Origin of the sequence: Compostibacter hankyongensis (genome assembly GCF_039541075.1) — a bacterium.
Lineage (GTDB): Bacteria > Bacteroidota > Bacteroidia > Chitinophagales > Chitinophagaceae > Compostibacter > Compostibacter hankyongensis.
The window spans coordinates 17,159-42,763 of the sequence record NZ_BAABFN010000005.1 but is presented as its reverse complement, the minus strand read 5'-3'; the positions used below and the strand labels follow the sequence as shown (position 1 = coordinate 42,763).

Genomic DNA, 25,605 nt, shown 5'->3' with positions numbered 1-25,605 from the left:
AAGGATCATGATCAATCAATTTTATACTTATGCACTATAGATATTTTTTTCTGTCTGCACTGCTGCTGATCTTGCTGGCAGGATGTAAAGAGGAAAAGCTGGGGCCTCTCTCCGAAGGCGGCCCGGTTCCGGCACAGGTATCGGAGCTGAAAGCCGTGCCGCTGCATGGCGGAGCCCGGATAAGCTATAAGCTCCCCGACGATCCCGCCCTGCTGTATGTAAAAGCCGAGTACGATATCCGGCCCGGCAAAACCCAGCAGGCCATTGCCACCTATTACAACAATTACCTGACCGTAGAAGGGTTCGGGGATACGGCCGAGCACGAGATAAAGTTGTACAGCGTAAGCCGCGGTGATGTGAGATCCGAGCCGGTCAGTATAAAGGTAAAGCCGCTGTCGCCCCCCGTGCTGGATGCCTATAAGTCGCTGCGGTTCCAGGAAGACTTTGGGGGAATCACGGTAAACTTCAAAAACGAGGATTCCGCCAATATCGTGATCAGCGTGCTGACCAAAGACTCTCTCGGGGAAACGGTGACCGCCGATATTTACTACACCAGCCTGAAAGAGGGGCAGTTCTCCGTCCGGGGTTTTGATGCGGAAAAAAGATGGTTCGGCCTTTGTGTGCGCGATCGCTGGGATAACCGTTCCGACACCATAGCCAGGGAGCTTACCCCCCTGTACGAGGAGCAGCTGGATAAGAAGAAGTTTAAGGGGCTGTCGCTCCCCGATGATGCTTCCACGTTTCCCTCCGGCCCTATCACCAATCTGTGGAATGATAAGGTCTCGGGCGGACAGAGCAGCTCCAACACCTGGTTTCGTACGGTAAACGGATCGGGGATACCACAGCAGGTTACCATTGATATGGGTACGGCAGCCAAGTTGAGCCGCTATACGATGGTACAACGGGGCGCTTTTGACGAGAATAATCTGCTCTATAGCGCCGGCGACCCGAAGCTCTGGGAGATATGGGGCAGTAATAACCCGTCTCCCGACGGTAGCTATGACGGCTGGGTAAAGCTGCTGGACTGCGAATCGATAAAGCCTTCCGGATCGCCGATCGGGCAGAATACCAACGACGATATTGCCAAGGCGCAGGCGGGGCAGGAATTTACCTTCCCGATCGATGCGCCGGCCGTACGGTATATCCGCATAAAATTGTTGCAGACCTGGGGGAATGCGGACTATATGTGGATGGCCGAACTGACTTTTTACGGACAGCCTGAATAACATTTATCTTAAAGAAACTTCATGAAAAAATTTGATTATAGTAAGCCGCTCCTGATAATTGCCCTTGTCTGCGTGGCCTTTGCAGGCTGCAGCAAGATGGACGACAGCTATCGCGGATTTGTAAAGGACGGGGAAATCACCTACCCGGGTAAAGCGGATTCCGTAAAGGTATTCCCGGGGAAGAACCGCATAAAGCTTTCATGGCTTTTATTTTCCGATCCCAGCATCAGGAAATGTATCGTATTCTGGAACAACAGGCAGGATTCCCTGGAGATACCCGTACAGGGCAGCTCAGGCACAGATACGGTAAACGTGATTGTGGACAAGCTGGAAGAAGGATCCTATTCTTTTGAGATATACAGCTATGACGGCAAAGGACGTGCCTCGGTCAAGACGGAAACAGAAGGCCGTGTTTACGGGGAGGCCTATATTGCCTCCCTGCCGGACCGGCTGGTAAAAAGCGCTTTGCTGGAGAACGGCGCATCCCGGGTGGAGTGGGGCGATTCTGTGGAGACTTCCCTGGGCACCGAGCTTCGCTATCATGATGATGCCGGTGTACTGCAGACCCTTTTTGTGCCTTACGGGGAGGCCGTGACAACATGGGTGGGATATCCGCAGGGCGACACCCTGCAGTACCGTACCCTTTTTCTGCCGGTGCCGGCAGCCCTGGATACATTTTATACTCCCTACCGCAGCCTGACGTTTCAGCCTCCCGCTCCATAGGAAGAAAACGAATCGGAATGACGGATCGCGATCGCTATTTTTGTCCCGGAGCCCGGCCATGACCGGGGAACGACCTTCAAAAACAAAACCATGCAAAGAAGAGATTTTCTACTGAATACTGCCCTCGGAGGCCTGGGCCTTTTCGCCCTTCCTTCCTTTGAGGACGGCACTTTTCCCGCCCGGACCGCAGCTTCCCGCGTGATAAATGCCGGGGTGGGAGGGGACAATACGCGGGACCTCCTGCGGCGTATAGACAAAGACTGCCTGGCTCAGCGGCCGGGGCTGGTGGTGCTGATGGTAGGGACCAATGATATGAACAGCCGCAAATACGTTCCCCTGGAAGAGTACCGGGAGAATCTGGTGAAGATTATAAAGATGGTCAAGAAACAGCGCAGCAAGGTCCTGTTGATGACCATCCTTCCCTTTTATGAGCCTTATCTGCTTACCCGTCACCCTGCGTCCTTCTATGGGGCCGAAGGTCCGGCCGGAAGAAGGGCGGCGGTAAACGGGACCATTGCAAAGGTAGCCAGGGAGCAGCGGGTGTCCCTGCTGGATATGGGCGGGCTTTTTGAGCGGGCCGGCCGGGTGGGCACGGGCAAGATATCATTGATCCGGAATGAGGTGAACAGCCATATGACGGATGGCATACATCCCACGCCGGAAGGATACCGGTTTATGGGGCTTGCCGTATACGATCATATCCGGTATAACGGGCTGATCCGGGAATCTATTGTCTGCTTCGGGGACAGCATCACCCATGGCGACGGGGGTACCGATAAGGAAAGCTATCCGGCTTATCTGAAAAGGCTGCTTGCCTAAGCTGTTTTTTGTAGGGCTTGCTTCGTCACGGGCGCGGTTAGCGGTTTCTTTTTACCGTATGCTGCTCCATTGAGAAGCTGAGCGACTGCACCAGCTTCTTCATGGCAATGGCCAGCTGGTTCTCCACCGTCTTGGCAGAAAGCTGCAGCACCTGGGCCACCTCGTGATACTTCAGGCCGTGTTGCTTGACCAGCATATAGATGAGGCGGCATTTCGGGGGCAGGGCGGCAATAGTCCTGTCCAGCTTGCGCAGCAGCTCGCCGGTGATCAGGAGCTGTTCCGGATCGGCGGTAAAGGTGAGGTTGACCTCGCCCAGCTCATCCAGCGAGATCTCGTTTTTGGCAGCGTCTTTTTTCAGCTGGTTGAGCGCCCGGTTTTTGACCGATACGAATAAATAAGTGGGGATGTCTTTTACCGGTAAAAGCTGTTTTCTTTTTTTCCATAAGCCCAGGAAAACATCCTGGACGATTTCTTCTGCCGCTTCTTTGGATTTGACCAGTGAAAGCGAAAACCGGAACAGGGGAATGAAGAGCCGTTGGTAAATCTGACGGAAAGCAACTTCGTCATCTCTTTCAACTACTTCGGCAAACAGCTCATATATGTATGCTTTATCCATCTGGTTGCGTAACGCCTGCGGCATAATCCGGGTTCCAAAGTATAAAATTTCCCGGGATGCAAAATATTTTTTTGATGTTTGGGGGTTTTGCCGCATTTTTTTGTCCTTATATAGAAGACACAGCAGCAACGGGCACTGCCTGCCACCGGGCAGGAGGGAAAAGCGTATGAAAGATGACAGATGAGATATGGATATTAATGGCGAGGAAGCAGGCCGGGGAGGCTTCCGAAGAAGACTTGCGGCGACTGCGCGAGCTGGTGGAGCAGGATATGGGATTACAGTATTCCTATACGATCATGGAGCGGCTCGAAGAATGCCGCGAGCAGGAGGCCATTACCGCGGAAGAAGAGAATGAGCTCCTGCAACATGGCTGGAGCGCTATCGAACAATACCTCGAAAGCCGGCGTCCGGAGCCGCCCTTAAAAAAACGGTGGTGGGCAAGACCGCATATATCAGCGCTGGCTGCCGGTTTTTTACTGCTGCTGGCAGCATCCGGCGTTTATGTGGTCCGTCGTTATGAAAAGGCGGCGTTGAAAAATGAGATCACTACGGATAATGGCTCCCGCACGGCCGTGGTATTGCCTGACGGCACCCGGGTAAGGCTGAACGTGCACAGCCGGCTTCAGTACCCGGACCGGTTTACAGATGGGAGCAGGGTGGTAACGCTGGAGGGCGAAGGTTTTTTCGAGGTCAAGAAAGATCCCAGCCACCCTTTTATCATACGCGTGAACGACGCCGTAGTGCGGGTGCTGGGCACCTCGCTGAATGTAAAGGCCTATCCTGAGGACGATAGGGTGGAGACCACCCTGATCAGCGGAAAAGTAGCGGTGGATCTGAATGATGACGATCAGCGGGAGATCATTTTAAAACCCAATCAGAAGATTACACTCTACAGGAAGAGGCGGGAGGAGCCGGCGGTTGCAGCAAAAAAAGATGCGGTTATCCCTCTCCATCGTTTTGATGTTTCCGATGTACATCCCCGGGATACCCTTACGGAGATACCCCTCGCAGAAACCGCCTGGACGGAAAATACGCTGACCTTTGATCAAAAGCCGCTCGGACAGCTGTCTCACGATCTGGAGCGTTGGTATGGGGTAAAGATCATCTTTAAAAACGACCTTTATCGTCAGCAGCTGTTTACCGGCACCTTCAAAAACCAGCCGATAAATGAAGTTATGCATGCCCTGCAGCTGAGCTCCGATTTTCATTACCGCATAGACAGCCTGAATAAAATATATATCTGGTAAAATAAGGACTTCAAAAACTGTTTTTTATGAGAAAAAACGGGAGCAAGTCGCCCGTACCTTAAGAAAAAAAGGAAGTGCTGCAACACTTCCTTTCACTGAAAAAGCTTACGCAATAATCCTCCCGCGACTGATTAGGAGACGGGGCATTATTTCACTTTTCAATTCAAATATATGAAAAAAAGATCGTTCCCTTGCCGGGACGGGAATTTTTGCAACAGTGTGCAACTGATGCGGATTATGAAACTGACGTTCGTCTTTTTATGCTTCACCTTTCTGCAGGTTTCCGCAAAAAGCTATTCCCAGGAACGGTTGAGCTTTCATTTCCATAAAGCCGATCTGGGAAAAATTTTTGATTACATCGGTAAGAAAAGCGATTACAGCCTGCTGTACAAAAGCGCCCTCCTTCCCGAAGGATCCCGCGATATCCAGGTGGAGAATATGTCGGTGCCGGATATCCTTCAGCGCCTGCTGAGTGGTACCCGCCTTTCCTATACCATTCTTTCGCACAAGCTGATCGTGATCACGCCGCAGGATGAAACGGCCAGGGATACTGCGATCCGGGGCCGGGTGCTCTCTCCTAAGGGAGATCCCCTGGTCGGCGTTTCCGTCCGGGTAAAAAACAGCGATATCGGCGCCGTTACCGGAGCAGACGGCAGCTTCACTTTTGAGGCGCCGGTAGATGCGGAGCTGGAGGTTTCCTACATCGGCTTTGAAACAAAAACGGTACCTGTGGCCGGCGGCCAGTGGAAGGAGATCAGGATGACGCCTGCTGCTTCCGGTCTCAATGAGGTGGTGGTAGTGGGCTATGGTACCCAGAAGAAAGCCGATCTTACCGGGGCGGTATCGTCCATCTCCGGCGATAATCTCAGCTTGCGGCCACTGGCTCAGACTTCGGCCGGTCTCGAAGGCATGATGCCCGGGGTAACGGTCACGCAGCGCAACGGTAAACCCGGCGGTGATGGAGGGACCATCCGGATACGGGGTATAGGAACAATGAGTAATGCTGATCCGCTGGTATTGATAGACGGAGTGGAAGGCTCGATCAACAATATCGATCCGAATGTGATCGAATCCGTAACCGTATTGAAGGACGCGGCGTCTGCCGCGATATATGGATCCCGCGCAGCAAACGGGGTGATCCTGGTCACCACCAAGCGTGCAAAAGGGAAGGAGTTCTCGGTAAATTACTCCGGCTATTTCGGATGGCAGCAGCCTACTAACCTGCCGGATCTGGCCGGTGCGGCCGATTTTATGGAGCTGACCAATGTGGCCTATAAAAATGCGGGCCGTACCCCGCTTTACTCGGATGAGATGATCGCAAAATACCGGGCGCAGGGAAGCGGAAGCTCGGATTCCCTGCCCAATACGGACTGGCAGAAAAAAGTGCTTACCGGCTCCGGTTTTCAGCAAAGCCATTTTGTATCGGTAAATGCCGGAACGGATAAGCTCCGGCTGCTGACCTCGGTAGGGTATCTCGATCAGAAGGGGGTAGTTCCCAATTCCGAATTCAAGCGTCTGACCCTTCGCAGCAATGCAAATATCATCCTTTCCAAAAAGCTCGATATGCAGGTGGACCTGCAGTACATAAAGCCGCAGACCACCGAACCGGCTATGGGTGTGGACGGCATCTTTGCCAACATGAACAGCATATCGCCCAACAAGCTGGCTATCAATTCCAATGGTACCTGGGGAGAAGGCTGGATCGGGCTCAATCCCGTTATGGCCGCGCGGGCCGGGGGTATCAACCGGACTAACGCACCCTGGGGGAGCATCAATGCAGGCCTCAATTACCGGCCTTCCGACTGGCTTTCGCTCAACCTGACCTATGCGCCCAAATTTGTGGAGACCCACGTCAACAAATTTACCAAAGCCATCCAGACCTATTTCCCGGATGGTAGCAAAGCCTATATAAATCCTGCGATAAGCTCCCTGAACGTGTCGGATAAGCGGGAGTTCTATAATAATATGCGGGGCACGGCTACTTTCGATAAAAACTTCGGGCTGCATAGCCTTAAAGTAATGGGTGGAGTGGAACAAAACAGCTATCGTACCGATGATTTTTCGGCTTTCAGAGACGGTTATGTGCTTCCTGATTATCCCGTACTCAACACAGGATCTGCGAATAATCTCAATAACGGGGGCACGGCTTCGGAGTGGTCCTTGCTTTCGTTCTTCGGAAGGGTTAACTATAACTACAAGGAAAAATACCTGCTGGAGCTGAATGCCCGCTATGACGGTTCCTCCCGTTTTTCTCCGGGTAATAAGTGGGGACTCTTCCCTTCCGCCTCTGCCGGCTGGAGAATATCGGAAGAAAATTTTATGGCGCCGCTGCGCAGCACTGTGGATGAGCTGAAGCTGCGGGCCTCCTGGGGAAGACTGGGCAATCAGAATATCGGGGACAGTTACTACCCCTCGGTATCTGCGGTAGAGCTGGGCTCCTATTCCCTGGGCGGGGAGATCGTGGGCGTAGCGGCGCTGAACGATCTGGCCAATGGTAATATCACCTGGGAAACGACAGAGATGACCGATGTGGGATTGGATGTTTCCCTGTTCTCACATCTGTCGGTAACTGCCGATTATTATTTCAGGAAAACAAGGGATATACTCCTTCAGTTGAATATCCCGCTTATTGTCGGACTGGGCGCTCCGTTTCAAAATGCCGGTCGCGTCAATAACCAGGGCTGGGAGCTGGGTATCGCCTATAACGGTAAAGCAGGCGACTTTAAATACGATATTGGGGTCAACCTCTCCGATGTGCGGAACAAGGTCATTGATATGCATGGGATCAGTCAGTCGGATGTGACAGTAAACCGGGAAGGCTATGCGATGAACTCCATCTTCGGACTGCAGGCGGATGGTTTCTTCCAGGACGATCAGGATGTAAAGGATCATGCCAAGCAATACGGTACGGTAGCGCCCGGGGATATCAAGTACAAAGATCAGAACGGCGATGGTATAATCAATGAAAGCGACAAGGTGATCCTGGGCAGTACGATACCCCGTTATACCTATGCTGCAAACATAAATCTTTCCTGGAAACAGATCGATCTCAGCCTCTCCCTCCAGGGTGTGGGCAAGGTAGACGGGCTGATCTACGGGGGCGGACTGATGCCCTTTTATGTGACCTCAGCCGGAGGAACCATCCAGGAACAGTATAAGGATTACTGGTCGCCGGACAACAAAGACGCCGCCTATCCCCGCCTGGTATTCGGTGCATCCAATAACCAGCAGGTCTCCAGCTTCTGGATGAGAAGCGCCGCATATCTCCGGTTGAAGAATATCCAGATCGGCTATACGCTGCCGGATCAGCTGACCTCCAGGCTGAAGATGAAAGGAATACGCCTGTTTGTCAGCGGCTATAATCTCTTCACGCTGGACAAGTTCTGGAAGGGGTATGATGTGGAAACTTCAGTAGGAACTGCAGGAAGCTATCCCATCATGCGGGTGTTCAGCTTCGGGATCAATGCTAACTTTTAAAACAACCAGACCATGATAAAGTCGTTAAGATATATTTTCCTGTTCACCGGACTGGCCATGCTTACCCAGGCTTGCAATAAAGATTACCTGGATAAATATCCTTTGTCCGGTCCTTCCGACCAGTCTTACTTTACTAACCAGGATGAGCTGGTGCTTGCCGTTAACGGTTTGTATAAAGGGATCAACTATGCGCCGCTGGACGGGCTCCCCATTACCATGTTACTGGACAACTGTACCGATATCGGATTCGAGAGGAATGTGAGTGATCTGCAGAAGCTGGGCGAGGGCAACCAGGATGCCAACAACAGCTTCACCAAAGGCATCTGGACCAAAGCCTACCAGGTGATCGCACGATGCAACTTTGTGCTGGATAATGTAGAAAAGGTAAAGGATAAGGCCGATCCTGCCATCTATAACCGGAGCATCGCGGAAGCGCGCTTTGTCCGGGCTTATGTGTACCAGCACCTGATCGCCGAGTTTGGCGATGTGCCGTTGGTGACCCACCAGCTGAACCTGAGCAATTCCCAGCTGCCAAGGACCAGCAAGGACGAGGTATTGTCTTTTATCTTTACCGAGCTGGACAGCGCAGCGCTTGTGCTGCCGGCTACCTACAGCGCAAGCGATGTCGGCCGTGCCACCCGGGGAGCGGCGCTGGCCATCAAGGCCCGGGCAGCCCTGTATAGCGGCAAATGGGATGTGGCGGCGGAGGCTGCCAAGGCCGTCATGGATGAGGGCGTATATAGCCTGGAAGACGATTACGCCCGGCTTTTTACTTATGACGGACAAAGTTCCAAAGAAATTATTTTTGCCTTTCAGTATCAGCTGCCTGCCATCAACTGGGGCGGTCCTTATCCGCTGTTGTGCAGAAATGCCGGCGGCGCATCCAATAAGGTGCCTTCGCAGTCGCTCGTGGATGCCTATGAATGTACCGACGGTCAGACCATAGACAAGTCGGCCCGCTATGACCCCGAGCATCCTTATGAACACCGCGATCCGCGGCTGGGCGCTACCATCGCGCTGCCCGGCTCTACATTCTTCAACTACCAGTTCGAGACCAACAAAGACAGCGTCAAATGCTGGAATTACAATACCACCCCCGCCACCCGTATTGACAACCAGGATGCCCTGAACGCCTACGCCTCCTTTACCGGCTATTGCTGGAGGAAGTATATAGACCTTCAGGACAAGGATAATATCCGCCTGTCTACCCTGCATGTTTCCCTGATCCGTTATGCGGAAGTGCTGCTGACCTATGCCGAAGCCAGGATAGAGGCCAACCAGATCGATGCTTCGGTATATGCGGCCATCAATGCCGTAAGACAAAGGCCGAGTGTGGATATGCCGGCTATCACTACCGGAAAGACGCAGGAAGAGCTGCGCTCCATTATCCGCCGGGAACGCCTGTACGAACTTGCCGGAGAAGGATTCCGGTTGTTTGACATCCACCGCTGGAAGATTGCCGAACAGGTGATGAACGGGCCGCTGTACGGAAGAATACCCACCGGTCTGCTGGCGACAGCGCCCGTTATCGATGCCAACGGCATTGCGCACTACGACGATGTACCCAACAAGTCGGATATGCGCGTAGTGGAAACAAGATCGTTTGATCCCAAGCGGGATTATCTGTGGCCGATTCCGTATATTGAAACCCAAACCGATCCGGCCATCACGCAGAATCCGGGATACTGAGAGAGGTAAAGGGTTAAAGGCGAGAGGTAAAGGGTAAAAGATAAAGGAACTATAAAGGATCGTCATCTCGGACCTGATCCGGGATCTCATGAAGGAGAAGGAATAACACCCATTATGATCATACGCCACAGGGCGTATAATAAATTAAAAAGGCCAAAAAATTAACAGATGCGACTTAAAACACTTTTCGCGGGTCTGCTGGCCCTGCTGGTACAGACCTTTTCTGCCGAAGGGGCCGGTCTCCCGCCGGTAAAAAAATACAGCGCCGACATCGTGATCTACGGGGGCACCTCTGCCGGGGTGATCGCGGCCTATGCCGCTTACCGCTGCGGTAAATCGGTGCTGCTGGTAGAACCGGGAAAAATGCTGGGCGGCATGACCACCGGCGGGCTGGGGCAGACCGATATCGGGAACAAGCAGGCCATTACCGGGCTGTCCAGGCAGTTCTATAAAAACGTAGGAAAGCTATACGGCGTGCCCGAACAGTGGAAGTTCGAGCCCAGCGTAGCATCGAAAGTAATGGAGGATTATATCAGAACTGGACATATAAAGGTGTTTTATGAACAGGAGCTGACCCGTGTAAAAAAGAGAGGAACCGCTATACAAAGCCTGCTGTTCCGTAAAACCGGCCAGCACGGACCGGTGACCCTGCAGATCAGCGGAAAGGAGTTTATGGACTGTACCTATGAAGGCGACCTGCTGGCCATGGCCGGTGTGTCCTTTGCGTTGGGCAGGGAAGATAACAAGCAGTACGGGGAAACGATAGACGGCGTGCAGGTGATGCACAACCACCAGTTTCCCGACGGCGTGGATCCCTATGTAAAACCCGGGGATCCTTCCAGCGGCCTGCTCTGGGGGATCAGTGCCGATTCCCTGTTGCCTGCCGGCAGCGGCGATAAAAAGATCCAGGCCTATAACTTCCGTATCTGTCTTACCGACAGCGCAGAGAACAGGATACCGATAACCCGGCCGGAAAACTATGATCCCGCCCGGTACGAGCTGCTGCTGCGGCTGATAGCCGCCCAGCCCGGAAAGCTGAAGCTGAATGACTATTTTATCTGGAGCCGCATGCCCAACCGGAAAACGGACATCAACAACCGGGGCGCGTTCTCCACCGATATGATCGGCATGAACTATGGCTGGCCGGAAGCCGACTATGCCGGCCGGGAGAAGATATTCCAATCGCATGTGGATTATACAAAGGGGCTGCTGTACTTTATCGGGCACGACCCCCGGGTGCCGGACGCCCTGCGCCGGCAGATGCTGCAGTGGGGATATCCCAAAGACGAATACGCTGCATTCGGACATTTTACCCCCGAGCTGTATATCCGCGAGGGAAGAAGGATGATCGGGGAGTATGTGATGACGGAGCGCAACTGCCGGGGAAAGGAGAAGGTGACCGATGGCATCGGCATGGCCGCATATACCATGGACAGCCATAACTGCGAACGCATCGTGATAAACGGTATGGTAAAAAACGAAGGGAACGTGGAGGTAGGCGGCTTCCCGCCCTATCCGGTAGCTTACCGTTCCCTTACCCCCAAGCGCAGCGAATGCACCAATCTGCTGGTGCCGGTATGCCTGTCGGCCAGCCATATCGCCTATGGTTCCATTCGGATGGAGCCCGTGTTCATGGTGCTCGGACAGTCCGCTGCCATGGCGGCCTCCATGGCGATAGACGGGAAAAAAGCCGTGCAGGAGATCGATGTAAAACAGCTGCAGCAGCGGTTGCAGGCCGACCCTTATCTGGAAAAAGCGCAATAACGTTTTAGGAAAATATGGAAAGAAGAACCTTTATAAAGCAAACCGCCCTGGGTACAGGAGCCATGGCCCTGTCCGGCAGCCTGGCTGCCGCAGCAGTGGGTCTGGACAGTAAACGCAGTCCCGAAGCCGATGCCGGCCTTGTCGTGGTCGGGGGAACGCCGGGAGGAATCATGACGGCCATCGCCGCCGCGCGCATGGGGATGAAGGTAACCCTGCTGGAAAGAACGGATCATATCGGGGGGCTGCCGGCCAACGGTCTCGGCGCTACCGATATCGGCACACGGGGCGCCACCGGCGGGCTCTTCCTGGAATTTGTAAACCGGGTGAAAAAGCATTATACGGAGCAATACGGCGCAGACTCGCCGCAGGTCAGGGATTGTGAGGGCGGGTATCATTTCGAACCCTCGGTAGGAGAGCAGGTATTTGAGCAGATGATCGCCGAAACGCCGGGGATCACCGTCCGCAAGATGCAGCAGTTTGATTCCGATCCTGAAAACGTAAAAAAGGAAGGTAGCCGTATCCGTAGTATCCGGATATATGACCGCTCATCCGGGCGTTTTTCCGAATATACTGCCGCCATTTTTGTGGATGCCACCTACGAAGGCGACCTGGCCGCTGCCGCGGGAGTGCCCTTTGAAGTGGGTAGGGAAAGCTTTGAGGTCTATAAGGAGCCCTTTGCAGGCAGGGTCTATAAATACTGGGGCGGTAAAGAAGCGGAAGCCGGCTCCACCCTCCAGGGCGATAATGCCATTCAGTCCTTTAATTACCGTCTCTGCCTGACGGACGATCCCAAGCTGCGGATGCCGGTTCCCAAACCGGAACATTACCGGCGCGATGAATACCTTTCGCTGGTAGAAGATGTAAAGACCGGACGGCATACCGGCGTGCAGATGAAGTCTCTCACCGCCGCGCAGATAAAAGAAAACAAAGCCCGCGTAGCCAAAGGCCTGCCGCCCAAGGTCCCGGGTATGCCGGAAGGCATGCAGCGGCTGGTGAACAAGGTGCGGATACCCAATAACAAGAACGACGCCAACAACCAGCACATGGCTTTTATCTCCACCGACCTGCCGGAGGAGAACTGGCCCTGGCCGACCTCGTCGTGGGACTGGCGCGATCGCTTTGCGCAACGGCAGAAAGAATATACCCTCGGCCTGCTCTGGTTTGCCCAGCATGACGAAGCCCTGCCGGAATGGTTCCGGAAGGCTTGCCTGGAGTGGGGGCTTGCCCGGGATGAATATACCGATAACGGTAACTTTCCCCGACAGGTCTACGTTCGTGAAGGACGCCGCATGCGGGGCCGTTACTTTTTTACGGCCGGCGATGCCCGGCCGGAGCAGCCGGGGAAAAGGCCGCCCCTGCATAAGGACAGCATTACCGCCAGCCATTATGCTATCGACTCCCATGCCGTGCGCAAACGGGAAGAAGGGCGGGTCCACCTGGACGGCTTCCTGAGCTATGGTACGGCGCCCTATACGGTGCCTTACGGCGTGATGGTGCCGCGGGAGGTGGGCAACCTGCTGATGCCGGTACCGGTATCAGGCAGTCATCTGGGCTTTTCCACCCTCCGTATGGAGCCTTGCTGGATGGCGCTCGGACATGCTGCGGGAGTGGCTTCGGCTTTGGCCGTCCGCCATAAGCAGCCGGTACAGGAAGTGGATACCGCCGTACTGCAGGAGCAGCTGCTGCGGCAAAAGGCCATCCTCATTTATTTTAAGCAGATAAAACCGGACGACCCGGATTATGCCGCCCTGCAGTTCTTTGCGCTCAAGGGCGTCTATTCTGCCTGGTCGGTGGCGATGGATGAAAAAATAACGCAGGATGAGACAGAAACCCTGGCCCGTGCGGCAGGGGTAGATGCAGACCCCGCCTGGCTGCGGACCTCACCCACCCGTGCCGGGATGATCCGGCGTATCTATGGATTAAAAAACGGGAAAAATATCACTGATTAAAATTATTTTTGATTCCTGTATTTATTTTTAACCGGTATGCGTCATAAATCGAACTCCGTTCTTAGTATAGCCGTTATTGTTGCTTCCCTGGGTTATTTTGTAGATATCTATGATCTGTTGCTGTTCAGCATTATCCGGATCAAAAGCCTGACCGGCCTCGGGCTGAACGAGCAGCAGGTACGGGATGTAGGTCTGCAGTTGCTGAATGTGCAGATGGCCGGGCTGCTGCTGGGCGGTATTCTCTGGGGGGTGCTGGGGGATAAAAAGGGACGGCTGAGCGTGCTCTTTGGCTCTATCTTCCTGTATTCGGTGGCCAATGTGGCCAACGGGCTGGTACACGGCACACAGGGTTATCTGATCTGGCGTTTTGTGGCCGGAGTAGGGCTGGCCGGGGAATTGGGCGCAGGCGTAACGCTGGTTTCCGAGCTGCTGCCCAAGGAAAAACGGGGATACGGCACCATGCTGATCTCGGCTTTTGGGGTAATAGGCGCCGTAGCCGCAGGGCTTATCGGGAAGCTGTTTGAATGGCGGACCTGTTATTTTATCGGGGGCGGGCTGGGATTCGTGCTGCTGCTGATGCGTATCGGTATCCTTGAGTCGGGTATGTACGTATCGGTAAAGGATAAAAAAGTAAGCCGCGGTAACTTCCTGGTCCTTTTTTCCGACTGGAAGCGTTGCTGGAAATACCTGAAATGTATCCTTATCGGCCTGCCCTGCTGGTATGCCATCGGCATCCTGGTGAGCTTTTCGAACGACTTTGCCAAAGCGCTGGGGGTAAAGGGCGCCATTGTGCCGGGAACGGCGGTAATGGTTTTTTATACCGCCCTGTCCATCGGCAGCCTGCTGAGCGGCTACCTCAGCCAGATCTGGAAAAGCCGGCGCAAGTCGCTGATCCTGTTCCTGTTTATGACCCTGTTTTTCGTGCTGATCTATTTCTTTGCCAGGGGTATTACCCCGCTGATGTTTTACCTGATCTGCTTCGGCATGGGTGTCGGGGTCGGGTACTGGGCGGTATTTGTGACCATAGCCGCGGAGCAGTTCGGAACGAACCTCCGGGCCACGGTGGCCATTACCGTGCCGAATTTTGTCAGGGGCGTACTGGTGCTGATCTCCATATGCTTCAAGCTACTGGCCGACCGTTTTTCCCTGCTCACCGGGGGGCTGCTTACTGGCCTCATCTGTATCGGCATTGCCCTGATCGCCGCCTTTACCATAGAAGAGACCTATCATAAGGACCTGGACTATATCGAGGAAGTATAGACTGCAGGCGGCCGACCGGTCTTTTTTCGGGAAAATTTATTTTTTTGCTTGTTTCTTTGAAAACCTTTATTAATTTTGTGCCTGCAAACAGCGAATTGTACAAACACCATGCAACTGCGTCGATTTTATACCGGGTTTTATTTTTACTTCTTCGGTAAGAAGAACTGAGGTTGCTGTGTACACATAACAATAAAAAACAAGAGGCCTCAGGAGTGATCCCGGGGCCTTTTTTCATTACAATGAATACGCATCATGCAACAGGGAAGGGTTTTTAACGGTTTTTATTTTTACTTCTTTTTTATGCAAAAGAAGGCGGACGCTCCTTGCTGACAGGATACACAATATACCAGAAGGGCTCCGCTGAAAACGGGGCCCTTTTTTTATCAGATTAATGAACCACTTATATGCAGATTGCCATACAAGGTTTTGAAGGCTGTTTCCACCAGATCGCTGCCCAGCATTATTTCGGGCAGGACGCCGGTATGCTCAGCTGCGCCACCTTCGGAGAGCTCATTCGCAAGGTGAAAAGCGGCGAGGCCGGCGGCGGGGTAATGGCCATCGAAAATTCCATTGCCGGAAGCATCCTGCCGAACTATAACCTGTTGCAGAAGTCGGGTCTCTGCGTCACCGGCGAGATATTCCTGAAGATCCGGCAGCACCTCATGGTACTGCCCGGGCAGACCCTCGATGATATCCGCGAGGTGCATTCCCATCCCATGGCATTGCTCCAGTGCATGACCTTTCTGGAAAAGCATGCCCAGTGGCGTTTGGTGGAGACCGAGGATACGGCGCTGAGCGCGCGGCACCTGCGGCAGCGCCGGGCCACACATACCGCCGCCATTGCCAGCAAGCTGGCCGCCGACCTGTTCGACCTCGAGATCGTGGCGCCCAATATCCATACGGAAAAGAAAAACTATACCCGTTTTCTCGTCCTGCGTAAAACGGAAGATGCGGTAAAGGAAGATCATCCGGATAAGTCGTCGGTATATTTTCATACGGCCAATACCCACGGCAGCCTGGCCAGGGTACTGAGCAGGATTGCCGACGAGGGGGTGAACCTCTCCAAGCTGCAGTCCTTTCCCATACCGGGCAGCGAATGGAAATATTATTTTCATGCCGATATGGAATTTCAGTCGCTGGACCAGTTCGAAAAGGTGGTCCGGGCCATCCGTCCGATGACCGAGAGCATGCAGATACTGGGTATATATAAAAAAGGGGTTACGGTTTAGGAGAGGTAAAAGGCGAAAGGCGAAAGGTAAAAGGTAAAAGGTGAAGGGCATTATAAGGACACGTTATCCTGAGCTTGACTCGGGATCTCATGAAAGAATACGTTTAAATTTAAGGGGTGCGGTTGAATAAATAAATCATCAAAGGCAAAGCCTTCGCTGAGACCACTAAGAAATCATAATGCGCGAAGTAAATTATTATCAAATCAAGCAAGATGAATCCTTCGGTAGCAAAACGGCTGCAACACACCTCGGAGTATTACTTTTCGCGTAAGCTGCGGGAGATCGATACCCTGAAGAAACAGGGCAAGCCCATCATCAACCTGGGCATAGGCAGCCCGGATCAGCCGCCGCATGAAAGTGTGATCCGGGCGCTGCAGGACCGCGCCGCTGAGCCCGGCAACCACGCCTACCAGAGCTACAAAGGCGCTCCCGCCCTGCGGCAGGCGTTTGCCGGCTGGTATCAGAAGTACTACGGAGTGGATCTGGATCCGGAGACCGAGATCCTTCCCCTGATCGGCTCCAAGGAAGGCATTATGCATATCTGCATGACCTTCCTGGATGAGGGTGACGAGGTGCTGGTGCCCAACCCGGGCTACCCCACCTATCGCTCCGCGGTGCAGCTGACCGGTGCGGTATGTGTGGATTACGATCTGCGGGAGGAAAACGGGTGGCTGCCTGACCTGAAAGCGCTGGCTGCGCAGGACCTGAGCCGGGTGAAGCTGATGTGGGTGAACTATCCTCATATGCCTACGGGAGCGAGAGCGGATAAATCGTTTTTTGCCGAACTGGTGGCGTTTGCCCGGGAACACGATATCCTGCTTTGCCATGACAATCCCTACAGCTTTATCCTGAATGAGCAGCCGGCGAGTCTGCTTGCCGTAGAAGGGGCGAAGGATGTGGCCCTGGAGCTGAATTCCCTGAGCAAGTCACACAACATGGCCGGATGGCGTATCGGGATGATCGGGGGGCGGAGCGATCTGCTGGCAGAAGTGCTTCGCTTTAAAAGCAACATGGACTCGGGCATGTTCCTGCCGCTGCAGCTGGCCGCCGCGAAAGCGCTTGGGCTGGATGAGCAATGGTACCGCTCGCTGAACGAGATGTACGCTGCAAGGCGTACGCAGGCCTATGCGCTGCTGGACAACCTGGACTGCTGTTACGATAAGGGTCAGAGCGGCCTGTTTGTATGGGCGCGCGTGCCGGAACACTATGCAGACGGGTATGCCCTCAGCGACGAGCTGCTGTACCAGGCAGATGTGTTTGTTACACCCGGCGGCATTTTTGGAACTAACGGAAACGATTATATAAGAATAAGTTTGTGCTGTCCCTCGGAGACGCTGCAGGAAGCTACCCGGAGGATACGGGAAAAACTGCATCAGGGTTCCCCGGATAAAAACGATCATCAACAAAAAGAGGTATGACCATCACAGTTGTCGGCACGGGTCTGATAGGCGGTTCCATGGCGCTTTCGCTGAAGGAGAAAGGATTTGCGCATCGCATCATCGGGGTGGACGCCGATCGGGCGCACCTGGAGAAGGCGCTGGAGCTGGGTCTGATCGATGAAGCCATGCCGCTGGATCAGGCGGTGGCGGCAAGTTCCGTGGTGATACTGGCTATCCCGGTGGATGCCCTGATCACGGTGCTGCCGCAGGTGCTGGATGCGGTAACGGAGCAGGTGGTCGTGGAGGTGGGCTCGACCAAAGAGCAGTTCCTGCAAAAGATAAAGCAGCATCCCCGGCGGGGGCGACTGGTCGCTACGCACCCGATGGCCGGCACGGAATATTCCGGTCCGGAAGCGGCGGTACACGAGCTGTTCGAAGGGAAATGCTGCGTGCTTTGCGATACGGCGGACAGCGATGCCGATGCGGTGGAGCTGGTGAAGCGGCTGTACGAAACGCTGGGCATGCGGGTCGTATACATGGATGCGGTTGCCCATGATCTGCATGCGGCCTATGTCTCCCATATCTCCCATATTACTTCCTTCGCCCTGGCCCTGACGGTGCTGGAAAAGGAGAAGGAGGAAGCCGCCATCTTTGAGCTGGCCGGCGGCGGATTTGCCTCTACCGTAAGGCTGGCCAAGAGCTCGCCGGATATGTGGGTGCCGATCTTTAAACAGAACCGCAAGAACGTGCTGGACGTTTTGCATGAGCATATCCACCAGCTGAAACGGTTTGAACAGGTGCTGACCGACGGGGATTATGAAACATTTTATGAGCTGATACAGCAGTCGAATGCTATCCGCAGGATATTGAAATAAATCGTTCATTAAATACTTCTTAACTTTAACGCAATGGAACAAGTAGCAACTGCCCAGTCGATCTGGCAGAAACTGAAAAACAAGCAACCGGTGGTGATTTCCGGTCCCTGCAGCGCAGAAACTGAGCTGCAGGTGCTGGAGACGGCCATCCGGCTGGCAAAGACCGGCAAGGTGGACATGCTCCGCGCCGGCATATGGAAACCCCGTACCAAACCCGGCATGTTTGAGGGGATCGGAACGGAAGGGCTGGCATGGCTGAAAAAGGCCAAGGAGATATCGGGTCTTCCCCTGACGGTAGAGGTAGCCACGGCCAAGCATGTGGAAGACAGCCTGAAATACGGAGTGGACATTCTCTGGATCGGAGCCCGCACTACCGTTAATCCTTTTTCCGTGCAGGAAGTGGCCGATGCGCTGCGCGGGGTAGACATTCCCATCCTGGTCAAAAACCCGATCAACCCCGATATCGAGCTTTGGCTGGGCGGTATCGAACGCATGGCCAAGGTCGGCCTCAAGCAGATCGGCGCCATACACCGCGGTTTCTCCAACTATGGCAATACCGAATTCAGGAACGCCCCCATGTGGCACCTGCCCATCGAGCTGAAGCGCCGGATGCCGGAGCTGCCCCTTATCTGCGATCCCAGCCACATCAGCGGCCGGCGGGATAACCTCCTCGAGATCGCCCAAAAGGCGATCGACCTGGATTATGACGGGATAATGCTGGAAACCCATATCGATCCGGACAATGCCTGGAGCGATGCCAAGCAGCAGATCACGCCGGAAGCCCTGGGCCAGCTGCTGGATGCCATCGTATGGCGGCAGGAAACCACGGAAAGGGAAGAGTTTGTCTCGGCCCTGGAGAAATTCCGGGAACAGATCAACCACATCGACGATGAGCTGCTGACCTTACTGGGAAACAGGATGAAGATATCCGCACAGATAGGGTTGTACAAGAGGGATAACAATATCACCATCCTGCAGACCAACCGCTGGAACGACATCCTGGAAAAAAGCATTAAGAAAGGCGAGAAGCTGGGGCTGACGAAGGATTTTATTCTGAAATACATGGACGCCGTGCACCTCGAATCCATCAACCGGCAGAACAGGGTTATGAACGAAGACAGGGGCTAAGCCGTCTTCCGGCTGATTTATTTACTTTTAATACCTAACCCCTGACGGAGATGCGCGCACAGCAATATAAATTTTCGCAGCAGGCGGTGGATTACTACCTGGGCGAAAGCATTGCACAATTAAAGCAATATGCCGATCCGCAGCGCTCCCTGCTGCTGATCGATGAAAATGTCAACAGGCTGCACGGAGACAAGCTGGAAGGATGGCAAAAAGTGACCATACCCTCCGGAGAGGAATACAAGGATCTCAAAGTGTTCCAGGAGATCGTCGATGCGCTGATCCGGCTGGAAGCAGACCGGAAAACCATGCTGATCGGCATCGGAGGCGGAGTCGTCACCGACCTGACCGGATTTGTGGCCAGCGTGTATATGCGCGGCGTTCCGTTTGCTTTTGTGCCCACCACCCTGCTGGCGCAGGTGGATGCCAGCATCGGCGGAAAAAACGGTATCAACTACGGCCGTTATAAAAATATGCTGGGCATAATCCGGCAGCCGGTCTTTATCCTGTTTGATTATGACCTGCTCAGGACCCTTCCGGAAGACGAGTGGCACAACGGATTTGCCGAGGTGATCAAATATGCCTGTATCCAGGATGCTTCGCTTTTTGACTTCCTGGAGCAGAAGCGCGATCAGGCGCTTTCAGGCGATCCAGAGATACTGTCTTATCTCGTGGAACGTTCAGTGGCGATAAAATCAGGTATCGTCCAGGAAGATGAATTTGAAAGCGGCTCCCGGCGCTGGCTCAATTTCGGTCATACTATCGGTCATGCCGTGGAAAAGCTGGAGCAGATAGCGCATGGAAAAGCAGTAGCCATGGGGATGGTGGCTGCCTCCCGTCTTTCACAGCGGCTGAACGGATTTCCGGAGGCCGACACCGTCCGCATCACACGGCTGATCGAGTCATATGGCCTGCCGGTGAAGATCAGCAGCAACACGGAAGCAGTGTATAATCTGCTCCGGATGGACAAAAAAAGAGAAAAGGAATTTATCCATTTCATCCTGTTAAAGCAGGTCGGGGAGGCGGTGACAGTACCGATACCGCTGGAGCAGCTGAAAGCGGAACTGGAATCGTTTTAACTTTGCTTTGAATCGTATTTTATGAATGTCACCATCACACCTTCTTCCATAAAGGGAAAGATTGCCGCCAGCCCTTCCAAAAGCGCGATGCAGCGGGCTGTTGCGGCTGCCATGCTGGCCGGCGGAAAAAGTATTATTCATAATCCGGGGCTGAGCAGCGATAGTCTTGCCGCACTGGATGTAGCCGAAAAATTGGGTTCCGCTATGCGGAAATTTCCGGATCGCGTGGAGATCACCAGCGAAGGTATTGTGCCCCTCACCGAAACGATCCATTGCGGCGAAGCCGGTCTGGGCATCCGCATGTTCACCCCTGTTGCGGCGCTGTCCAACAAAGCCCTGACCATCGTGGGCGAAGGCAGCCTCGCCTCGCGGCCTATGGATTTTTTTGAAGAAATCCTGCCTCAGCTGAACGTATCCTGCCAGACCCGCGGCGGCAAGCTGCCCATTCGTATCCAGGGTCCCCTGCAGGCCAAAGATATTACCATCGACGGGTCCCTGAGCTCGCAGTTCCTCACAGGCCTGCTGATGGCTTACGGCGTGGCGGCAGGCGACGGAAAGACCACCATCACCGTCAGGGACCTGAAGAGCCGTCCTTATATTGACCTGACCCTTCAGCTGATGGCGCATTTCGGGGTACAGGTGGAAAACCGGAATTACGAGCAGTTTATTTTTTCCGGGAAGCAGCACTATCATCCGGCCGAATATACAGTGGAGGGTGACTGGAGCGGAGCGGCTTTTCTCCTGGTTGCCGGCGCCGTGGCCGGTGACGTGGAAGTAAGCGGTCTCAATCCTGCTTCGGCCCAGTCCGACAAAGCTATGCTGGATGCGCTGCATGCCGCCGGAGCCCGTGTGAAGGAAGGAGATCATACCATAACGGTTAGCCGGGATCGTCTCGATGCCTTTGAAATGGATGCCACCGACTGTCCGGACCTGTTTCCGCCGCTGGTCTCCCTGGCTGCTAACTGTAACGGCACAACGAAGCTCAAAGGCGTCAGCCGGCTGGCCCATAAAGAAAGCAACCGGGGAAAAACCCTGCAGGATGAATTCGCGAAGCTGGGCATCCGCATCACGCTGAAGGGCGACGAAATGGAGGTGCATGGCGGAACGCAGATGAGCAGCGCTACGCTTTTCTCTCATAACGACCACCGCATTGCCATGGCCTGTGCCGTTGCCGCCCTTAATGCAGACGGGGCGGTGGTGATAGAAGAGGCGGAGGCGGTGAATAAATCGTATCCCGAATTCTGGCAGCACCTCGGCGCCATAGGAGGCATGGTGGATCATCCCTGAGAAGGGGAAATGCCGGAAACGGTTTTGCCGGCAGGCTCGAACCTTTAAGCAATCGTATAATGAACAGTTTTGGAAGGATATTCCGCGTATCGGTATTCGGTGAATCGCATGGCCCCTGTGTAGGGGTAACGATAGATGGCTGTCCGGCGGGTATGCCGCTGACGGCGGAAGACCTGTTACCCGATCTGGCACGCCGCAAGCCGGGTGCAAAAGGCACTACTCCGCGTAAGGAAGCCGATCTGCCGGTCTTCAGCTCGGGACTATTCAACGATCATACCACGGGCTCGCCCCTTACCATTCTTTTTGAAAATAACAATACCCGCTCGGCGGATTATGAAAAGCAGCGCGCCATACCCCGTCCGGGACATGCCGATTTTGTAGCTGCTCATAAGTACGGCGGTTTTGAAGATTACCGCGGAGGCGGGCATTTCAGCGCCCGCGTCACCACCGGCATAGTAGCGGCGGGAGCGATCGCAAAAAAGCTGCTCCGGGGACCGGCTGACGAAGCGGTTACCGTAGAGGCGGTCCTGACAGAGGTGGGCGGGGAGGCCGATCCTGAAAAAGGATTACAAAAAGCCATCGACGCCAAAGATTCCGTGGGCGGCATCCTCGAGTGCCGTGTAAAAGGATTGCCCATAGGATTGGGAGAACCTTTTTTTGACAGCGCCGAATCCCTGCTGGCCCATGCCGTATTTGCCATCCCTGCCGTGCGGGGCATCGAATTCGGGACCGGCTTTGCCGCCGCCCGTATGTTTGGTTCCGAGCATAATGACGCCATAGAAGATGCCAGCGGGAAAACGCGGACCAACCATGCCGGCGGTATCGTAGGCGGTATCACCAACGGGAATGAGCTGGTCTTCCGTATCGCCGTAAAGCCTACTTCCTCCACCCCGAAGCTGCAGCATACCTGGAACCGGGAAACCGACCGCATAGAGGACTTTTCGGTGAAGGGGCGACACGATCTTTGTGTGGCGCTCCGGGCTCCGGTCATCCTGGAAGCCGTGACCGCCATCGTCCTCGCCGACCTGCTGCTGATCGAACAGCAGCGTCCCCGGATCTGGGACGATGCGTGAACCCGCTATATATGGGCGGCCGGGGGCAGTACTGAAAAAAACCCAACTGCTATATCATGTCCTTTTTGGGATGGATAAAAAAGAAGAACGGCCGTGATTATTTTTACTGGCGGGAAATACTATCCGTTCTCTTCCTGCTAATCGGGTTTTATTTCTTTCGCGAACAGCGGGCAGAGCTGGCCCGCATGCCGGCGACATTACAGCATGCCCGTCCTGTATGGCTGCTGTCCGGCACGTTGCTCGGGCTGTGCTATATTGCCCTGCAGGCGTTCATGTATATGGCCTGCTTTTCCGCCGTCCAGGCGCGGATTTCCTTTAAAAGTGCTGTCGAGCTTTTTCTCAAGCGTAACCTGATCGGTATATTTTTGCCGGCGGGCGGGGTTACCTCGCAGGCCTTCTTTACCTCCATCACGGCGCGGCAAGGCGTAAGTCATACTAAAACGGGATTGGCCTCATACCTTTTCGTTGCGTTGGGGATTGCCTCGTTGTCGCTCGTGGGACTGCCGGTGATCTTTTTTCTGATCCTGGACAAGGGAGTAGCCGGCAAGGAAGTATATTCCCTGCTGATCTTGCTGGCGTTAACATTTCTGCTCGGATGGATCACGCTTTCCATTTATAAAAAGGGCTGGTGGTTCAGGCGGCTGGGCGCCCTTTCCCCCGGCCTGGAGCTCATTCTTTCAGAGATCAGCGTGCAACGGATCGTGGGGAGCAGGGTATGGCTTGCGCTGGCTGTTTCCCTGCTCATAGAGGGTACGGGCATACTGCAGCTGTTTGCCGCCATGCAGGCCCTGTCGCCGGCAATATCTCTCCAGGCTGCGTTGCTCGGCTATACGGTAGCTACTTTATTTCTTGTCCTGTCGCCTTTTTTGAAAGGCATCGGGGTGATAGAGCTGGCCCTGATCTACATTCTTACGCTGTATGGCTTTGATGCGGCAGGAGCGGCTTCGGTGACCCTGCTATACCGCTGTTTCAGCTTCTGGCTGCTTGTGCTGGCCGGCCTGGTCAGTTTTCTGCTGAGCCGGGGCAACCTGTTGCTGCGCATCTTTCCGGCGGTGATGATTTTTATACTGGGTCTTGTCAACCTTGTTTCGGGTCTTTCGCCTGTCGTACACTGGCGGATGCGGCTGATCCGGTCGTACCTGCCGATAGGGACCATTCATGCCTCCAATGATTTTGTTATCGCTGCGGGCGTAGTGCTGGTAGTTACCGCAGCATTCCTGCTGCGTGGACTTCGCGCGGCATGGGTCATTGCCCTGTTGGTGTCGTTGTTATCTATGGTGGGTCATATTTTTAAGGCGATAGATTATGAAGAGGCCATATTCACCGCGTTGGTGGCAGTTGTGCTCATGGGTACCCGCAGTCAGTATCCGGTAAAAAGCAGCCGGAAACGGATCACGGCGGGGATAAAGATAGCGCTGCTGATTCTGTTGGCTTCCCTTGTTTTTGGAGTGACGGGCTTTTATTTCCTCGATAAAGTCCATTTTGGCATAGACTTCGGCTTTTCCCGTTCACTGGGATATACGCTGCAGGAGTTTGTGTTGCTGGACAGCGGACTTGTCCCCCATACCCGGTTCGCAAAAGGGTTCCTTCGTGTGATCAATGTCATGGGTGTCGGCTCCCTGGGCTTTCTGTTCTATACCCTGATACGCCCGTTGGTATACCGCCGCAGCGGCAGCGGGGAAGAAGCGCAGTTTGCTTACGCGCGGTCTATGGTACAGCAATACGGCAGTTCTGCCGTGGAATATTTCAAAATCTATCCGGACAAGCTCATCTTCACTTCGCCCCGGACAGAAGGATTTGTATCTTATAAGGTAGCGAACGACTTTGCCATAACGCTGGGCATGCCGGTTTGCCCGCCGGACCCCTCGTCGATATCCCGTATCATGGATGATTTTGAACGGCACTGCCACGAGCATGGCCTTCGTACGGCCTGGTACCGCATCGATGAACAGCGGCTGCCGCTTTTCGGGGAGCGGAAAAGACATGCCCTGCTTATTGGACAGGAAGCCATTGTGGATGTCCGGGCGTTTACCCTGGAGGGTAAGCGCCGCCAGAATCTGCGCACCGCCCGGAACTATCTGGTGAAAAGAGGGTATAGTCTGAAGATCCTGGAGCCGCCGGTACCCGCCAATATTCTGCAGCAGATGAAGGCGGTATCTGAGGATTGGCTGCAGCATCTCAACCGTACGGAAATGATCTTTTCCCAGGGCATGTTCCTCGAAGCGGAGCTGAAGCAGCAGGTAACCTTTTTACTGGAAGCGCCGGACGGCCGGATCGTAGCCTTCCTGAACCTGGTACCGGATGGCCGGCCGCTGGAAGTGCGGTACGACCTGATCCGTAAACTGCCCGATGAATATGCCGGCTGTCTGGATTATCTGATGGTCGGGCTCATTGATTACTGTCGTGAAAAAGGCTACCACTACCTGAACATGGGCATGGCGCCCATGTCCGGTATCGAAGCGCCCAAAAATATGCAGGAACGGACCCTTAAATTTGCCTATGAGAAAATCAGGCGTTTCGCACATTACCGGGGTCTGCGCAACTTTAAGGAAAAATTTGACCCCGTATGGGAGAATAAATACCTGGTATATGACCATCATTTTGACCTGTTGCTGCTGCCGTCCGCCCTGCAAAAGGTGATGGAGGCTCCTGTCGAATAGACCCTGGACCTTAGACTATTGAACGCAAACGTCAAACCAGAAAGGCGCAGCCTTGACAACGAAATTCAATTATTTTTAAGCTGTGTTGTCGAACTTCGTTTCATTGAGACCTTTAAAGATCATAGTGC

Annotated in this window: 18 protein-coding genes; 17 read left to right on the top strand and 1 reads right to left on the bottom strand. The window is 54.1% G+C overall.

Annotation, left to right across the window (positions count from 1 at the left end; translation table 11 throughout):
* Positions 1-29: 29 nt before the first annotated feature.
* From ABD851_RS10650 to ABD851_RS10640, 3 genes are all read left to right on the top strand, one after another.
* A complete protein-coding gene (locus tag ABD851_RS10650; protein WP_344979016.1) occupies positions 30-1,226 on the top strand; it encodes a DUF5000 domain-containing lipoprotein in 1,197 nt (398 codons plus the stop codon).
* A 21-nt stretch (positions 1,227-1,247) separates the two neighbouring features.
* The gene (locus ABD851_RS10645; RefSeq protein WP_344979014.1) at positions 1,248-1,949 is read left to right on the top strand and encodes a DUF4998 domain-containing protein; all 702 of its coding nucleotides are present in this window, start codon (positions 1,248-1,250) and stop codon (positions 1,947-1,949) included.
* 90 nt (positions 1,950-2,039) lie between these two features.
* On the top strand, positions 2,040-2,768 hold the full coding sequence (locus ABD851_RS10640) for an SGNH/GDSL hydrolase family protein (RefSeq protein ID WP_344979012.1): 729 nt from the start codon (positions 2,040-2,042) through the stop codon (positions 2,766-2,768).
* 37 nt (positions 2,769-2,805) lie between these two features.
* Here the strand turns inward: ABD851_RS10640 and ABD851_RS10635 are convergent, their stop codons facing one another.
* On the bottom strand, positions 2,806-3,408 hold the full coding sequence (locus ABD851_RS10635) for an RNA polymerase sigma-70 factor (RefSeq protein WP_344979010.1): 603 nt from the start codon (positions 3,406-3,408) through the stop codon (positions 2,806-2,808).
* Between the two features lie 149 nt (positions 3,409-3,557).
* Between ABD851_RS10635 and ABD851_RS10630 the strand changes: the two genes are divergently transcribed.
* From ABD851_RS10630 to ABD851_RS10565, 14 genes are all read left to right on the top strand, one after another.
* Positions 3,558-4,631, top strand: a complete 1,074-nt coding sequence (locus ABD851_RS10630) for a FecR family protein (RefSeq protein ID WP_344979008.1) — start codon at positions 3,558-3,560, stop codon at positions 4,629-4,631.
* A 237-nt stretch (positions 4,632-4,868) separates the two neighbouring features.
* Positions 4,869-8,108 (top strand): SusC/RagA family TonB-linked outer membrane protein, encoded by a 3,240-nt coding sequence (locus ABD851_RS10625; protein WP_344979005.1) that lies wholly within the window; start codon positions 4,869-4,871, stop codon positions 8,106-8,108.
* A 12-nt stretch (positions 8,109-8,120) separates the two neighbouring features.
* A complete protein-coding gene (locus ABD851_RS10620) occupies positions 8,121-9,797 on the top strand; it encodes a RagB/SusD family nutrient uptake outer membrane protein (RefSeq protein WP_344979004.1) in 1,677 nt (558 codons plus the stop codon).
* Positions 9,798-9,965: 168 nt separating this feature from the next.
* Positions 9,966-11,561, top strand: coding sequence for an FAD-dependent oxidoreductase (locus tag ABD851_RS10615; protein ID WP_344979001.1), 1,596 nt, complete (start codon positions 9,966-9,968; stop codon positions 11,559-11,561).
* A gap of 14 nt (positions 11,562-11,575) precedes the next feature.
* Positions 11,576-13,510 (top strand): FAD-dependent oxidoreductase, encoded by a 1,935-nt coding sequence (locus ABD851_RS10610; protein WP_344978997.1) that lies wholly within the window; start codon positions 11,576-11,578, stop codon positions 13,508-13,510.
* Positions 13,511-13,546: 36 nt separating this feature from the next.
* The gene (locus tag ABD851_RS10605) at positions 13,547-14,770 is read left to right on the top strand and encodes an MFS transporter (protein WP_344978995.1); all 1,224 of its coding nucleotides are present in this window, start codon (positions 13,547-13,549) and stop codon (positions 14,768-14,770) included.
* 404 nt (positions 14,771-15,174) lie between these two features.
* Positions 15,175-15,999, top strand: a complete 825-nt coding sequence (locus tag ABD851_RS10600; RefSeq protein ID WP_344978993.1) for a prephenate dehydratase — start codon at positions 15,175-15,177, stop codon at positions 15,997-15,999.
* 212 nt (positions 16,000-16,211) lie between these two features.
* Entirely contained in the window at positions 16,212-17,417 is a 1,206-nt protein-coding gene (locus ABD851_RS10595; protein ID WP_344978991.1) for a pyridoxal phosphate-dependent aminotransferase, read from the top strand.
* Complete coding sequence (locus ABD851_RS10590; RefSeq protein ID WP_344978989.1) at positions 17,414-18,253, top strand: prephenate dehydrogenase; 840 nt, start codon at positions 17,414-17,416, stop codon at positions 18,251-18,253. The genes ABD851_RS10595 and ABD851_RS10590 overlap by 4 nt, the downstream gene beginning before the upstream one ends.
* Positions 18,254-18,286: 33 nt before the next feature.
* On the top strand, positions 18,287-19,381 hold the full coding sequence (locus tag ABD851_RS10585) for a chorismate mutase (protein ID WP_344978986.1): 1,095 nt from the start codon (positions 18,287-18,289) through the stop codon (positions 19,379-19,381).
* Positions 19,382-19,431: 50 nt separating this feature from the next.
* Positions 19,432-20,457, top strand: coding sequence for a 3-dehydroquinate synthase (aroB, locus tag ABD851_RS10580; RefSeq protein WP_344978983.1), 1,026 nt, complete (start codon positions 19,432-19,434; stop codon positions 20,455-20,457).
* Between the two features lie 21 nt (positions 20,458-20,478).
* Positions 20,479-21,744, top strand: coding sequence for a 3-phosphoshikimate 1-carboxyvinyltransferase (gene aroA, locus ABD851_RS10575; protein WP_344978981.1), 1,266 nt, complete (start codon positions 20,479-20,481; stop codon positions 21,742-21,744).
* A 59-nt stretch (positions 21,745-21,803) separates the two neighbouring features.
* Positions 21,804-22,817, top strand: coding sequence for a chorismate synthase (locus ABD851_RS10570; RefSeq protein WP_344978979.1), 1,014 nt, complete (start codon positions 21,804-21,806; stop codon positions 22,815-22,817).
* Between the two features lie 56 nt (positions 22,818-22,873).
* Entirely contained in the window at positions 22,874-25,477 is a 2,604-nt protein-coding gene (locus tag ABD851_RS10565; RefSeq protein WP_344978977.1) for a phosphatidylglycerol lysyltransferase domain-containing protein, read from the top strand.
* Positions 25,478-25,605 lie beyond the last annotated feature (128 nt).